This is a genomic window from Novosphingobium sp. IK01, assembly GCF_033242265.1.
Lineage (GTDB): Bacteria > Pseudomonadota > Alphaproteobacteria > Sphingomonadales > Sphingomonadaceae > Novosphingobium > Novosphingobium pituita.
Genome location: NZ_BTFW01000001.1, coordinates 2,399,672 through 2,414,614, shown reverse-complemented (window position 1 = coordinate 2,414,614; position 14,943 = coordinate 2,399,672). Strand labels below are relative to the sequence as shown.

The 14,943-nt window shown below is 66.1% G+C and carries 13 protein-coding genes; 11 read left to right on the top strand and 2 right to left on the bottom strand.

Annotation, left to right across the window (positions count from 1 at the left end):
- The first annotated feature begins 125 nt into the window (after positions 1-125).
- From hemE to rho, 4 genes are all read left to right on the top strand, one after another.
- Entirely contained in the window at positions 126-1,154 is a 1,029-nt protein-coding gene (gene hemE, locus SBI20_RS11110; protein ID WP_317975094.1) for a uroporphyrinogen decarboxylase, read from the top strand.
- Positions 1,155-1,301: 147 nt separating this feature from the next.
- Positions 1,302-3,419 carry an alpha/beta hydrolase family protein gene (locus tag SBI20_RS11105; RefSeq protein ID WP_317975093.1) on the top strand — a complete coding sequence of 706 codons (2,118 nt, stop codon included), beginning with the start codon at positions 1,302-1,304 and terminating at the stop codon, positions 3,417-3,419.
- A gap of 146 nt (positions 3,420-3,565) precedes the next feature.
- The gene (gene hemJ, locus SBI20_RS11100) at positions 3,566-4,009 is read left to right on the top strand and encodes a protoporphyrinogen oxidase HemJ (RefSeq protein WP_317975092.1); all 444 of its coding nucleotides are present in this window, start codon (positions 3,566-3,568) and stop codon (positions 4,007-4,009) included.
- A 305-nt stretch (positions 4,010-4,314) separates the two neighbouring features.
- Positions 4,315-5,571, top strand: coding sequence for a transcription termination factor Rho (rho, locus tag SBI20_RS11095; protein ID WP_317975091.1), 1,257 nt, complete (start codon positions 4,315-4,317; stop codon positions 5,569-5,571).
- Positions 5,572-5,681: 110 nt separating this feature from the next.
- Here rho and SBI20_RS11090 read toward each other — a convergent pair whose 3' ends face one another.
- On the bottom strand, positions 5,682-6,068 hold the full coding sequence (locus SBI20_RS11090; RefSeq protein WP_317975090.1) for a nuclear transport factor 2 family protein: 387 nt from the start codon (positions 6,066-6,068) through the stop codon (positions 5,682-5,684).
- 280 nt (positions 6,069-6,348) lie between these two features.
- On the opposite strand from SBI20_RS11090, the gene SBI20_RS11085 reads away from it, so the two are divergent.
- From SBI20_RS11085 to SBI20_RS11060, 6 genes are all read left to right on the top strand, one after another.
- On the top strand, positions 6,349-6,618 hold the full coding sequence (locus tag SBI20_RS11085; protein ID WP_317975089.1) for a DUF6489 family protein: 270 nt from the start codon (positions 6,349-6,351) through the stop codon (positions 6,616-6,618).
- A gap of 69 nt (positions 6,619-6,687) precedes the next feature.
- Entirely contained in the window at positions 6,688-7,992 is a 1,305-nt protein-coding gene (gene mnmE, locus SBI20_RS11080; RefSeq protein ID WP_317975088.1) for a tRNA uridine-5-carboxymethylaminomethyl(34) synthesis GTPase MnmE, read from the top strand.
- A 160-nt stretch (positions 7,993-8,152) separates the two neighbouring features.
- Positions 8,153-10,003 (top strand): tRNA uridine-5-carboxymethylaminomethyl(34) synthesis enzyme MnmG, encoded by a 1,851-nt coding sequence (gene mnmG / locus SBI20_RS11075; protein ID WP_317975087.1) that lies wholly within the window; start codon positions 8,153-8,155, stop codon positions 10,001-10,003.
- A gap of 38 nt (positions 10,004-10,041) precedes the next feature.
- Complete coding sequence (rsmG, locus tag SBI20_RS11070; RefSeq protein ID WP_317976113.1) at positions 10,042-10,752, top strand: 16S rRNA (guanine(527)-N(7))-methyltransferase RsmG; 711 nt, start codon at positions 10,042-10,044, stop codon at positions 10,750-10,752.
- Complete coding sequence (locus SBI20_RS11065; protein ID WP_317975086.1) at positions 10,749-11,525, top strand: ParA family protein; 777 nt, start codon at positions 10,749-10,751, stop codon at positions 11,523-11,525. The genes rsmG and SBI20_RS11065 overlap by 4 nt, the downstream gene beginning before the upstream one ends.
- Positions 11,522-12,544, top strand: coding sequence for a ParB/RepB/Spo0J family partition protein (locus tag SBI20_RS11060; protein ID WP_317975085.1), 1,023 nt, complete (start codon positions 11,522-11,524; stop codon positions 12,542-12,544). Before SBI20_RS11065 ends, SBI20_RS11060 begins: the two co-directional genes overlap by 4 nt.
- Positions 12,545-12,605: 61 nt before the next feature.
- Here the strand turns inward: SBI20_RS11060 and SBI20_RS11055 are convergent, their stop codons facing one another.
- On the bottom strand, positions 12,606-13,085 hold the full coding sequence (locus tag SBI20_RS11055; protein WP_317975084.1) for a GAF domain-containing protein: 480 nt from the start codon (positions 13,083-13,085) through the stop codon (positions 12,606-12,608).
- 339 nt (positions 13,086-13,424) lie between these two features.
- On the opposite strand from SBI20_RS11055, the gene SBI20_RS11050 reads away from it, so the two are divergent.
- Complete coding sequence (locus SBI20_RS11050) at positions 13,425-14,888, top strand: PQQ-dependent sugar dehydrogenase (protein ID WP_317975083.1); 1,464 nt, start codon at positions 13,425-13,427, stop codon at positions 14,886-14,888.
- Positions 14,889-14,943: the final 55 nt, after the last annotated feature.

Sequence of the window (14,943 nt, the reverse complement as noted above, 5' to 3'; positions counted from 1 at the left end):
ATTTTGTGGAGCATTCGGGACAAATCGGGCAGAGCCTCGCAATCCCCGGTTTCCACAGCCCCAACATCACCTGAATCCATTTTAATAAGAATCTATTTTTTTGATTGGATTGGACAAACCTCGCGATGCCCGGCCCCATTCTCGAAACGCTCAAGGGCGTGAACCTTTCCCGTCGTCCAGTCTGGCTCATGCGTCAGGCCGGGCGCTATCTTCCCGAATATCGCGCCTTGCGGGCCGAAAAGGGCGGCTTCCTCGAACTCGTCTATGATTCCGAGGCGGCTGCCGAGATCACCATCCAGCCGATCCGGCGCTTTGGCTTCGATGGCGCGATCCTGTTCTCCGACATCCTGATCGTGCCTTATGCGATGGGTCAGGATCTGGCGTTTCTGGCTGGCGAGGGTCCGCGCCTCTCGCCCCGGCTCGTCGATACCGCGCTCAGTGCCCTCCAGGCCGTGCCAGAGCGCCTTGCGCCGATCTATGCCACCGTGGAGCGGGTGAAGGCCCGGATCGGCCCTGAGACGACCCTGCTGGGCTTTGCGGGCAGTCCGTGGACCGTGGCGACCTACATGGTCGCGGGCGAGGGCAGCCGCGACCATCACGAAACGCGCGCCTATGCCTATCGCGATCCGCAAGCGTTCCAGGCGATCATTGATGCCATCGTCGAGGTGACCATCGATTATCTGGCCGGGCAGGTCGAAGCCGGGGCCGAGGCGCTCCAGCTTTTCGACAGCTGGGCAGGCAGCCTCGCCCCGCGCGAATTCGAACGCTGGGTCATTGCTCCCAACCAGAAGATCGCCGCCGCGATTCAGGCGCGCTATCCCCATGTCCCGGTGATCGGCTTCCCCAAGGGCGCGGGCGAGAAACTGGCCGCCTATGCCCGCGAAACGGGCGTGAACGCGGTCGGCGTGGACGAGACCATCGACCCCGTGTGGGCCGCGCGCGAACTGCCCGAGGGCATGCCGGTTCAGGGCAATCTCGATCCGCTGCTGCTGCTTTCGGGCGGCGCGGAACTCGAAACCCAGACCCTGCGCGTGCTCGAAGCCTTCGCCGGGCGTCCGCATGTGTTCAATCTGGGCCATGGCATCGGCCAGTTCACCCCGATCGCCCATGTCGAACAGCTGCTCGCCACCGTGCGCGGCTGGAGCCGGGGCTGATCCTGTCGGGAAAGCAGGGCTGGGGAGGGCCCCGGATCATGTCCGGGGCTCTCCGCCACCACGCGGCGCGGCCCATTTCCCCCTGAGACACCCCTGAGACACCATGGTCCCTTTGCACGGAGCCCCAAGCCGGTTACCCGTGCAACCATGACCACGCTGAAGCTCACGCTCGCAGCGCTGGCGCTCACGGCGGCGCCGGCAGCTTTCGCCCAATCTTCCCGTCCCGCGATGACCGCGCAGGATCTCGTCACGCTCCCGCGCATGGGATCGGTCGCCGTTTCGCCCGATGGCCATCTGGCGGTCTATGCGCTGACCACAAGCAATCCACAGACTTATAAACGGTCGACGGCGCTGTGGCTGCTGCCGCTGGGGGGCAAAAATGCCCGTCCTGTCAGGCTCGACTGGAGCAGCGACGCCAGCGACCCGGCGTTTTCCCCCGATGGCCGCCTGTGGTTCCTGTCGGACAAGGGATCTTCCACCAGCCAGGTCTGGTCGGTTCTCCCCGGCGCCGATGGCAGCGCGGGCGGGCCCATTCAGGCCACCGGGTTTGCCGCCGAAGTAGCCGGCTTCAAGCTCTCGCCCGATGGGAAGAAACTGGCCGTCTGGGGCGAAGTGGCCCGCGCCTGCGCCACGTTCGGCGGCTGCGCCGATCTTCCCCATGGCGACGGCGACCAGAGCCTGCCGGGGCCTGGAACCGGACGCCATTACACCGACGGCGTGGGCTTCGTGCGCCACTGGGACACCTGGCAGACGCCGGGCGTCTACAGCCGCGTCTTTGCCTATGCCCTGCGCGGCGGTCAGGCCGATCCGGCCACGGGGCACGCGCTCGATGGCGATCCGGCCCACGGTGGTTTTACCGGCAACAGCCCGTCCAAGCCCTTCGGCGATGGCGGCGAACTGGCGTGGAGCGCGGATTCGAAGGCCGTGATCCTTGCCGCGCGGCAGGCCGACCGCCACGAGCCGACCTCGACCAACCTCGACTTGTGGTGGTCCCCCATCGATGGCAGCGCCCCGCGCAACCTGACGTCAGCCAACCACGCCACCGACACCAGCCCCGCGCTTTCGCCCGATGGCCGCTGGCTGGCCTGGGCGGCAATGGCCCGTCCCGGCTATGAAAGCGACCGGTTGGTTATCCAGTTGATGGACCTTGCGACCGGCACCGTGCGCCCGCTCACGCAAGACTGGGACCGCTCGGTCAGTTCGCTGGCCTTTACGCCCGACAGCAAGGCGCTGATCGCCACCGCCGAGGACGTGCTCGATGCGCCCGCCTTCCGTGTCGACCTCGCCAGCGGCAAGGCCACGCGCCTCGTCTTCCATCCGGGCCGTGAAGGGCATGTCAGCCAGATCATCCCGCTGGCGGGCGAACGCTTCCTGATCAAGCGCGACAGCCTCGATGCACCGGCCGAACTCTATCTGGGCAAGCCGGGCAGCCCGGCTGCCCGCCTGACCGACATCGCCACCACGACGATGGCGGGCAAGGCACCGGTCACCGTCGAGCGGTTTTCGTTCGCCGGGGCCAATGGCGACACCGTCTGGGGCCAGATCCTCAAGCCAGCCGGCACCACCGGCAAGCTGCCGACCGTGCTCATGGTCCATGGCGGGCCGCAGGGCTCGTTCAACGACAGCTGGTCGACCCGCTGGAACCCGCGCCTCTGGGCCTCGCAGGGCTATGCTGCCGTCACCATCGATTTCCACGGCTCGACCGGCTACGGTCAGGCCTTCGTCGATGCGATCAACAAGGACTGGGGCGGGAAGCCGCTCGAAGACCTGAAAAAGGGCATGGTCGCCGCCGCGGCCAAGGATTCGGCTGTCGATCCGTCCAACGCCTGCGCCGCCGGGGCCAGCTATGGCGGCTACATGATGAACTGGATCGAGGGCAACTGGCCCGACGGGTTCAAGTGCATCGTCCAGCACGACGGCGTGTTCGATGCCCGCGCCATGGCTTACGAGACCGAGGAACTCTGGTTCGACGAATGGGAACACGGCGGCCACGCCTACTACGAAGACCCCGAGGCCTTCGAGAAGTGGAACCCGGTCAACCATGTCGCCCAATGGCACACGCCGATGCTGGTGGTGACCAGCGAGAAGGACTTCCGCATCCCCTACACGCAGGGCATCGCGGCCTTCACCGCGCTCCAGCGCAAGGGCGTGCCTGCCGATCTGCTGGTCTTCCCGGATGAAAACCACTGGGTGCTCAAGCCGAAGAACTCGCTTCAGTGGCACAAGACGGTGTTCGACTGGATGGCCCGCTGGCTCAAGAAGTAAGGGGATAAAGCAGGGGGCAGCGCCCCCTGCACCCCATCAGCTTTGGCCAGGGCGGGCATGGCAACCAGCGCCAGTTCCCGGAATCTGGCGACGTTTCATCGAAAAGGGCGTTTCGGTCCTGTTTCTCCGGCGCTAGAACAAGGCTCATGTTGCAGGTGCTCTCTATGCTCTATCTCTGGCTCAAGGCCGGCCACGTCATTTTCGTGATCTTCTGGATGGCGGGGCTGTTCATGTTGCCGCGTCTGTTCGTTTATCATCAGGAAACGCCGGTCAATTCGCCCGAAAACGCGGTCTGGACCGACCGCGAGCGCAAGCTGATGAAGATCATCATGGCCCCTTCGGTGGCGGTCGTGTGGATTCTGGGGCTCGCCATGGCGGTCACGGGCGGCTGGTTCACGCAAGGCTGGCTCCACGCCAAGCTTCTGCTGGTCGTGGTCCTGACCGGCTATCACATCTGGCTGGCGCGCTATCACCGGGCTCTGGCGCGTGGCGAACGCGGCCTGAGCGGCAAGCAACTGCGCCTGCTCAACGAAGTTCCGGGCATTCTGGGCGTGCTGATCGTGATCCTGGTGATCCTCAAGCCGTTCTGATCGCAAAGGGCGGTTGAGGGCCCCGGCTCAAGGCCGGGGCGACGTGACATTTCCAGTCCTTCCGTCGCCCCGGACCTGATCCGGGGCCCTCCACAACGCCGAAAACCCCAAAAACACCGCCTTTTCGGCCCATCCGGGCGCAATCCCGACAATCCCCCGATTGACGCTGACCTCAAGCAGGCATAACGCATGGCCTGTCCGGCAAGAGGGTCGCAGACGATGCGACCGGGCCTGCTTTCTCCAAGCCCATCGGCCCGCCGGCCATTTCCCAACCCGGAAACGTCCGCATTCGGAACATACAGAAAATGCATCTCAAGGAACTCAAGAAGAAGACCCCCGCCGAGCTGGTCGGAATGGCCGAAGAGCTGGGCGTGGAAGGCGCGAGCACGATGCGCCGTCAGGACCTGATGTTCGCCATCCTCAAGGAAGTGGCGGACGATGGCGAGGAAATCCTCGGCATCGGCACGATCGAGGTTCTCCCCGACGGTTTCGGCTTCCTGCGCAGCCCCGAGGCCAACTATCTGGCCGGGCCCGACGACATCTATGTCTCGCCCAACCAGGTCCGCAAGTGGGGCCTGCGCACGGGTGACACCGTCGAAGGCGAAATCCGCGCGCCCAAGGATGGCGAACGCTATTTCGCGATCACCCGCCTGATCAAGGTGAACTTCGACGAGCCGGAGGCCGTGCGCCACCGCGTCAACTTCGATAACCTCACCCCGCTCTATCCCAACGAGCGCCTGAAGCTCGACACGCTCGACCCGACCGTCAAGGACAAGTCGGCTCGCGTGATCGATCTGGTCAGCCCGCAGGGCAAGGGCCAGCGCGCGCTGATCGTGGCGCCGCCGCGCACCGGCAAGACCGTGCTGCTCCAGAACATCGCCAAGGCGATCACCGACAACCACCCCGAAGTGTTCCTGCTCGTCCTGCTGGTCGACGAACGCCCGGAAGAAGTGACCGACATGCAGCGTTCGGTGAAGGGCGAGGTGATCTCCTCGACGTTCGACGAACCCGCCTCGCGTCACGTCCAGGTCGCCGAGATGGTGATCGAGAAGGCCAAGCGCCTCGTCGAGCACAAGCGCGACGTGGTCATCCTGCTCGACTCGATCACGCGTCTGGGCCGCGCCTACAACACCGTGGTGCCCTCGTCGGGCAAGGTGCTGACCGGCGGTGTCGACGCCAACGCGCTCCAGCGTCCCAAGCGTTTCTTCGGTGCGGCGCGCAACATCGAGGAAGGCGGTTCGCTCTCGATCATCGCCACCGCGCTGATCGACACCGGCAGCCGCATGGACGAAGTGATCTTTGAAGAATTCAAGGGCACCGGCAACTCGGAAATCGTGCTCGACCGCAAGGTGGCCGACAAGCGCATCTTCCCCGCGCTCGATGTGGGCAAGAGCGGCACCCGCAAGGAAGAACTGCTGGTTCCGCGCGACCAACTCAGCAAGATGTGGGTCCTGCGCCGCATCCTCATGCAGATGGGCACGGTCGACGCGATGGAATTCCTTCTCGACAAGATGAAGGATTCCAAGACCAACGAAGACTTCTTCGCGACCATGAACCAGTAAGGCATACCCGCAAGAACGCCCCACGGCGTTCATGCTGCGCAAAAAGAGCGGGGCCCGAAACCGGGCCCCGCTTTTTTTGTGCGCAGCATCGGGGGAGGGAAGCCCTCTCCTTATTCGTCCTGCAAGGCTTCGGCCATCTTGCGCCAGAGCCGGTCGGCGGCATCGAACGGACGCACCAGAACCGTGAAGTCGACGATGCGCCCTTCAAGGTTGAAGCGGATCAGGTGAACCCCGCTCATTTCCACGCCATCGATCTGCGCGGTGAATTCGAGCGCGGCCTCGGGCCCGTCGACCAGTTCGCGGACATACGTGAAACCGGTGGTGCCGATAGCCCGGCAGATCGCGCCGAGATGAAGCGCGACAGCCTCCTTGCCCTGCTGGGGCGTGTGCAGCACCGGCGAATGGAACACGGCTTCGTCGGCCAGAAGATCGATCAGGAGTTCGTCAGGGCACCCCGCGAGCATTGCCCGGTGCCAGGCGGCCAGTCCAAAACGCATGGGTTTGCCTTCCTTTGGTGCTTGGCGCTTTTGCCCCGGAGCCTGTTGAGCAAAAGCGCCGTGTTTCACGTGGAACACTCCGGAGCCTGTCGCATTGATCCGGCGCAACCCTGCCTGACGGGAATTCACCGGGGATGTTTATCGGCCGTTGGTCGGTTTCCGTCAGGCTTGCATCGAGTCCGGGCTTGAACCCCGGTCGTGGAGCCCAAACATGGACTTTGACAGCCAGACATGACACGCTCATGCACTTCGACAATATCATACGGGAGATAGGCTCGCCATGAAAGTGAATGTCGAAATCGAGTGCAGCCCGGAAGAGGCCCGCCGCTTCCTCGGATTGCCTGACGTCTCGAAGGCCAACGACGCCTATGTCGAGGCCATTGCCAAGGCCATGCAGGGGGGCCACAGCCTCGAACAGTTGCAGGGCTATGCCCGGCAGATCGCCCCGATGGGCGAGATGGGGCTCAAGCTGTTCCAGCAGTTCATGGAGCATGGGGCAGGGGCCGCCATGGCCGGTTTCAAGGCCGGGATGAACGGCGAGAAGAAGTAAGGGCCACCCACAGGTTGCGGGCCATTGTCCGGGACGACAGGAAAGGGCAGATCGGCTAGGGCGGGGTTCATGACCGCGCACACGATCTTTGCCCTCAGCTCGGGCGCCCCTCCGGCAGGCATTGCCGTGATCCGCATCAGCGGCCCCCACGCCGGGACCGCCCTTCGCCGTCTGACCGGGCGGCACCTGCCGCCGCCGCGCCGCGCCAGCTTTCGCCATTTGCACGACCCTGTCGATGGCAGCCTGCTCGATGCCACGATGGTCCTGTGGCTGCCCGGCCCGGCGACGGCCACGGGCGAGGACAGCGTCGAACTGCATCTTCATGGTGGCCGTGCCGTCGTCGCGGCGGTCGAGCGCGTGCTGGCCGGTCTTCCCGATTTGCGCCGGGCCGAGGCGGGCGAATTCACCCGCCGCGCTTTCGCCAATGGCCGGATCGACCTCAACGAGGCCGAAGGCCTGGCCGACCTGCTCAGCGCCGAAACCGAACTCCAGCGCCGCACCGCGCTGGCCATGGCCGATGGCGTGCTGTCGCGCGCGGTCGAGGGATGGCGTCAGGGTGTGCTGACGCTGTCTGCCGAACTGGAAGCCCTGCTCGATTTCTCGGACGAGGATGATGTGGAGGAGGGGGGCGAAACGCTGCCGCCCGGCTTTGCCGATACCGCGCGCAACCTGGCCCAGGACCTGGCCCACTGGCTCGACCGTCCCCGCGCCGAACCTCTGCGCGAGGGCTTCCGCGTGGTTCTCGCTGGCCCGCCCAACGCCGGCAAGTCGACCCTGTTCAATGCCCTCGTCGAACAGGAAGCCGCGATCACGGCTGCCGAACCGGGCACCACGCGCGACGTGCTCACCCGCAGCGTGGCCATTGAAGGCGTGCCATTCACCTTCGTCGATACCGCAGGCCTGCGCGATGAGGGCGCAGGCGAGATCGAGCGCATCGGCATCGCCCGCGCCCGCGCCGAAGCGGCCAGGGCCGACCTGATCTTCTGGCTTGGTCCCGAGGGGGAGGGGCCAGAGGGGACCCCGTTGTGGGAGCTTTCCGCCCGCAGCGACGACCCCGCCGCCCCGGCCAAGGCCAGCCCCCGCCACCGCCTCTCGGTCCATAGCGGGGAAGGTCTGGGAGCCCTGCGGACAGACCTCGTCGCCCATGCCCGTGCCAGCCTGCCCGTGCCGGGAGAGGCGGCCCTCAATGCCCGTCAGCACGGTCTGCTTGCGCAAGTGCGCGCGGCCTTGCTTGGCTCGTGTGCGGAACAAGACCCTCTTCTGGCGGCCGAGCAATTGCGCCTCGCCCGCCGCGCGCTCGATACATTGGTGGGCCGGGCCGGGACGGAAGACATGCTCGATGCGCTGTTCGGGCGCTTTTGCATCGGGAAGTAGCTCCCTACTTCGTCATTCCCGCGCAGGCGGGAATCCAGCAGGGGCCCGTCCTCTGGATTCCCGCCTGCGCGGGAATGACGAAGGGAAGGGTTTCCCCTTTGCGATGTTCCACGTGAAACACGCTTTGACCCCAGACGCCCATCGCGATAGGGCAGAGCCCATGCATTCCTTCGACATCATCGTGGTCGGCGGCGGTCATGCCGGCGTCGAGGCGGCTTGCGTTGCCGCCCGCATGGGCGCGCGCACCGCGCTGGTCAGCTTCGATCCCGCCAAGATCGGGGCGATGAGCTGCAACCCGGCCATTGGCGGCCTTGGAAAAGGGCACCTCGTGCGCGAGGTCGATGCCTTCGATGGTGTCATCGCGCAGGCGGCGGATGCCGGGGCGATCCACTACCGGATGCTCAATCGTTCCAAGGGCAGCGCGGTGCAGGGGCCCCGTGTTCAGGCCGACCGCAAGCGGTTCAAGGCGGCGGTCCAGGCCATCGTCGGCGCGCAGGACGGGCTGACCGTCATCGCCGGAGAGGCAGCGGCGCTGCGTCTGTCCGGGGGCCGGGTGGAAGGGGTGACCCTTGCCGATGGCACCGCACTGGCGGCGCAGGCGGTGGTGCTGTGTACCGGCACGTTTCTGGGCGCGCGGTTGTTCCGGGGCGAGGAGCGGATGGAAGGCGGACGCATCGGCGAGGATGCCGCCCACCGTCTGGCCGCCCAGTTGCGCGAGGCCGAGTTGCCGATGGCCCGGCTCAAGACCGGGACGCCGCCGCGCCTCGATGGCCGGACTATCGACTGGGCAAGGCTGGAAGAGCAGCACAGTGACGTCGAACCCTGGACGATGTCGCCGCTGACGTCATCGCGTCCGCTGCCCCAGATCTTCTGCGGGATCAGCCGGACCAATGCCCGCACCCACGACATCATCCGTGCCGGGCTGGATCGCTCGCCCCTGTTTTCGGGCGCGATCGGGGCGCGGGGGCCGCGCTACTGCCCGTCGATCGAGGACAAGATCTTCCGCTTCGCCGACCGCGACAGCCACCAGGTCTTCCTCGAACCCGAGGGGCTGGACGATCATCTGGTCTACCCCAATGGGCTTTCAACCTCGCTGCCCACCGATGTCCAGATCGGCATGATGCGTTCGATGGAAGGGCTGGAGCAGGTCGAGGTGGTCGTGCCCGGCTATGCCGTCGAATATGACCATATCGACCCGCGCGCGCTCAAGCCCAGTCTGGAGCTTCATGCCGTGCCGGGGCTCTATTGCGCGGGCCAGATCAACGGCACGACCGGCTACGAGGAAGCCGCGGCACAGGGGCTGGTGGCGGGCATGCATGCGGCCGCCGCCGTGCGCGGAACCGCGCCTGCCCCGCTCGACCGTGGGGCCAGCTACATGGCGGTGATGATCGACGATCTCACCCTCCACGGGGTGAGCGAGCCTTATCGCATGTTGACCGCACGGGCCGAATATCGCCTGCGCCTGCGGGCCAACAATGCCTCGACCCGGTTGACGCCACTGGCCATCGCGGCGGGCTGTGTCGGCCCTGAACGGCGCGCGTGGTTCGAGCAGCGGCTTGCGGCGCGCGCGCGTCTGGAGACGGCGCTGGCACAGGAAACCACCCCGAGCGAGATGGCGCGTGCCGGGCTCTCTGTCCGCGCGGATGGGGCACGGCGGAGCCTGATGGAATGGCTGCGCTTCCCCGAAGTGCGCTTGCCCGATCTCGCTCCATGGGTGGATGACGCCATGCCCGCCGATCCGCTGCTGGTCGAGGAGGTGGAGGAAGACGCCGCCTATGCCCCCTATCTGGCGCGGCAGGAGGCCGAGCTTCGCGATCTGCGTGCCAACGAGAGTGTCCCGCTCGGGGCCGATTTTCCCTATGATCAGGTGCCCGGTCTCTCCAATGAGATGGTCGAGCGGCTCAGTCAGGCCCGGCCCGAAACACTGGCGGCTGCCGGGCGTCTGGCGGGGATCACCCCGGCGGCGCTGGCCAGCCTGCTGGTCCATGCCAAGCGCCGGGTCGCGGCATGATGACGCCAGATATGCAGGGCAATTCGCAGGAGACCACGATGGTTCAGGCCCCCATCACCACCCCCATCACTACCGAGGCCGAGGCGCGGGACTGGTTGCGCCGGGTGCTTCATGTCGATGACATGACCATGGCGCGTCTGGCCCGCCTCGTCGATCTTCTGGTCGAGGAGAACGAGCGGCAGAACCTGATCGCCCGTGGGACGATCCCGATGGTCTGGCAGCGCCACATTGTCGACAGCGCCCAGCTTCTGGCTGTTCCACGTGAAACACTCCCCGAGGGCTCCTGGCTCGATCTGGGGACGGGGGCGGGCTTTCCGGGGCTGGTCATCGCCGCGCTTCAGCCCGAACGCCCGGTCACGCTGGTCGATTCGCGTCGTTTGCGGACCGAATGGCTGGCCCGCGCCGCACAGGAACTGGATCTTGCCCATGTGCAAGTCGTTCTGGCACGCGTCGAAGACCTGCCAGATCAACAGCATGCGGTGCTTTCGGCGCGCGCTTTTGCGCCGCTGGACAAGCTTCTTGCGATTTCTGCGCGTTTTTCCACATCGGAAACGGTGTGGTTGCTGCCAAAAGGGGCGAAGGCTGCGCAGGAATTGGCTATACTGCCCGAAACCTGGCGGCACCTGTTCCACGTGGAACAATCGCTGACCGATCCTGCCGCTGGTGTGATCGCCGGTCGCTTGCTGGGTGGCAATCCCCCGAAGCCTGCCCGACCGGGTGGGTCACTCCAACGAGGGTCCCGTCGATGATCACCATCGCCATTGCGAATCAAAAGGGCGGCGTGGGCAAGACCACCACCGCTATCAACATCGCGACTGCGCTTGCCGCCACGGGCTGGAAAGTTCTGCTGGTGGATCTCGATCCCCAGGGCAATGCCTCCACCGGCGTCGGCCTCAATGCGGCGGATCGCGACCGGTCCTCGTATGACATCCTGATCGATGGGGCAGGGGTGGCCGAATGCGCGGTGCCCACCCGCATTCCCGGTCTCGATCTGGTCCCAGCGACGGTCGACCTCTCGGGCGCCGAAGTCGAACTCGTCTCTGTCGAGGATCGCACGGGCCGCCTGCGCGCCGCGCTCGCGGGCGATACCACCCACGAGATCTGCCTGATCGATTGCCCGCCCTCGCTGGGCCTGCTGACCCTCAACGCCATGGCGGCGGCGGACAGCCTGCTGGTGCCGCTCCAGTGCGAATTCTTCGCGCTCGAAGGGTTGAGCCAGTTGCTCCAGACGGTCGAGCGCGTGCAGGAACGCTTCAACCCCGATCTGGGCATCCTCGGCATCGTCCTGACCATGTTCGACCGCCGCAATCGCCTGACCGATCAGGTGGCCGATGACGTGCGTTCGTGCCTGCGCGACCTCGTGTTCGAGGCGGTGATCCCGCGCAACGTGCGCCTGTCCGAGGCGCCGAGCCACGGGCTTCCCGCGCTGATCTATGACCACGCCTGCACCGGTTCGCAGGCCTACATGAAACTGGCGCGTGAACTGATCGCGCGCCTGCCCGAACAGAGGAAAGCGGCATGAGCGGTGAGGGCGGCAGTGGCGGTGCGGTAAAGGCACCCAAGCGCGCGGCACTGGGCCGGGGGCTGGGTGCGCTGCTCGGGGAAACCCGGCGCGAGGAAGCGCTGGTGCGTCCCGCGCCTGCTCCTGTGGCAGCCCCAGCTGCCGGTGGTGTGGCAACGATGGCGCCCGTGGCGTCTTCTGCTGTAGCGGCAGGGCCGACCGTCGTGGCGACGAGCGCCAGCACCGGCATTGCCATGCTGCCCGTGGCCGAGATCGAGCCGCACCCTGATCAGCCGCGTCGCCACTTCGATGAAGAAGCCCTCGACGAACTGGCGCAGTCGATCGCCGCGCGCGGGGTGATTCAGCCGGTGATCGTGCGTCCGCACGGACCGGGGCGTTATCAGCTTGTTGCTGGTGAACGTCGCTGGCGCGCGGCCCAGCGCGCGCGTATTCACGAGATCCCCGCCATCGTGCGTCAGCTCGACGAGCGCGAAGTGACCGCGCTGGCCCTGATCGAAAACCTCCAGCGCGAAGACCTCAACCCGGTGGAGGAGGCGCGCGCCTATCAGCGCCTGTCCGAGACCGAAGGGCTGACCCAGCAGGAAATCGCCCGCTTCGTCGACAAGTCGCGCAGCCATGTCGCCAACCTGATGCGCATGCTCGTCCTGCCCGAAGACGTACTCGACATGGTGCAGCGCGAGGAACTGAGCATGGGCCATGCCCGTGCGCTGGTCTCGGTGCCCGATCCGCTGCCTTTGGCGAAGGATATCGTGGGCAAGGGGCTCTCGGTGCGCGATGCCGAACGCATGGCCAAGCGCGCCACGCGGCCCGAAACGGCGCCGCGCCGCGCGCGGGCCGAGCGCGATCCGTCTGATTCAGCCGATATCGCGGCGGTGCAGGCCCATGTGGAAGAATTCCTGGGGCTCAAGGTCACGATCAGCGCCGATGCCGATCCGCGCACCGGCTCGGTGGTGATCCGCTACAAGACGCTCGATCAGCTGGACCTGATCTGCCAGCGACTGACGGGCGGGGCGATCTGATTTTTTCGCGGTGAGGGGAACCCTGCCTTGCGGTTTTCCCTCACCGCGTTGAGGCAAGGCTTCAGATCGCCTCGGCGATGACTGCCGCCAGCGCCTCGATTCCGCGCGCGTCTTCTTCATCGAAACGGCCCAGCGTCGGGCTGTCGAGATCGATCACCCCGATCACCGCACCATCGCGCAGGATCGGCACGACCAGTTCCGAGGCGCTCGCCGCGTCGCAGGCGATGTGGCCGGGGAACGCATGAACATCGCGCACCAGTTGCGTTTCGCCGCTGGCTGCCGCCGCGCCGCAGACACCCTGGCCCAGCGGAATGCGGATACAGGCCGGCTTGCCCGCAAAGGGACCGAGCACCAGCGTTTCCCCGACGAGGCGATAGAACCCCGTCCAGTTGCAATCGGGCAGGGCCAGCGCGAGCAGCGCGGCGAGGTTGGCCATGTTGGCCACGCCATCGCTTTCGCCATGGATCAGCCCGCGCGCGGCGGCGGCGAGGTCGGCATAGAGCGTGGGCTTGTCGGCGGGATCGAAGCGGAAATCGTACATGAGCGGGTCTTAGGCGGCGTGGCCACATTCCACAACGCCACGGTTGCCCTCCCAAAGGCCCCGGCGAGGCGCGAGGACGCGGGCAGAGTGGGCCTCTGTCAAGGACGAGTAACGCTGCCGGGGCCTTTGGGAGGGCAACCCCTTCGGGGCTGGACCAAAAACCGCCATTTCAGCGTCGGCTCGGCGCGCAATATTCCCGATATTACGCCGCCTCGCCTCCTTGAACTGGCGGTTTTTGCCTCCAGCCGTGGCGCTGTGGAATGTGTCCACGCCGCCTAGCGCAAAGCTGCAAGGCTGTCATTGCAGGGGAGCCCCGGCGCGCTTACCGTGCGCGCCATCATGAGCACCCTCAAGAAGTCCCTCATCGCCATTGGCCTGCTGGTGATCGCCGCTGTGGCGTTTCTGGCATGGTCATTCCGTGGTCCGGCCGGTGTCTATACCACCGACGAAACATCGGGCCCCCACCCCAAGCTGGCCGAGCCATCGGCCCAGACGATCCCCACCGTGGGCATTGCCAAGCCGGTTGGCTGGCAGCCGGGCGAGGCGCCGCAGGCCACGCAGGGCCTCGTCGTCACCCGCTTTGCCGAAGGGCTCGACCATCCGCGCACGATGACCGTCCTGCCCAATGGCGACGTGTTGACCGCCCAGACCAATGCGCCAGCCGGAGATCGCGCCGGGGGCGGGGTGGTCGGTTTCGTGGCCGGGCTGCTGTTCAACCAGGCCGGGGCAGGCGGGCCTTCGCCCAACACAATTGTGCTGCTGCGCGACGGTGTGGGCAAGGGCACGGCGACGCAGCGTTTCGTGATGGAAAATCCGGCGCTCGATTCGCCGTTCGGCATGGTCTGGCGCGCGGGGCGGCTCTATGTCGCCAACCACAACGGGGTCGTGTCGTGGCCGTTCGAGCCGGGCCAGACGAGCCTTCGCGGCACGCCGACCAAGCTGATGGACCTGCCGCCCGCAGGCATGCACTGGGCGCGCAATCTGGCGCTGAGCCCGGATGGAAACCGTCTCTACATTTCGGTCGGTTCGGCCTCCAACATCGCCGACGACGGCATCGAGGCCGAGCGCGATCGCGCCTCGATCTTCGAATATGACTTCGTGAAGCATTCGGTGCGCCAGTTCGCGGGCGGCATGCGCAACCCCAATGGCATGGACTTCAACCCCCATACCGGCGAACTGTGGGCCGTGGTCAACGAGCGCGACATGCTCGGGCCCGATCTGGTGCCTGATTACCTCTCCAACGTGCCGCTGGGCGCGCAATATGGCTGGCCCTGGGTCTACTGGAAGAAGAACATCGACTGGCGCGTGCAGGCGCCGATGCCCGAATACCTGATGGAATATGTGCGCAAGCCCGAATATGGGCTGGGCGCCCATGTCGCGCCGCTGGGCCTGGCCTTTGCGCGCGGGGGCAACATCATGGGGACGCGCTTTGCCGATGGCGCCTTCGTGGCGCGGCATGGTTCGTGGAATCGCCGTCCGCTGGCTGGTTATGATGTTGTTTTCGTTCGTTTTGACGATCATGGCAATGTTCTGCCCGCGCCGCCTGCGCCGGTTTTGACCGGATTTCTGACCAAGGATGGCAAGGCTCATGGGCGGCCGACCTGGGTGGCCTTTGCCAAGGATGGCGCGCTTCTGGTCAGCGATGACGTGGGCGGGGTGATCTGGCGGGTAACCGCACCGGGGGCCCAGCCTGCACCGGCGATTGTGCAGATTCCCGATCATGTGCCGCCGCCTCAGCCGCCGATGGGCAAGATGCGGATTCAGGAGAACCCGGATTCGGTCCTGAACAAGCCGAAGGGGTAAGGTCGGCGGCGCCCCGGCCTTGAGCCGGGGCCCTTTGCCAAGGGATGATCCTGAC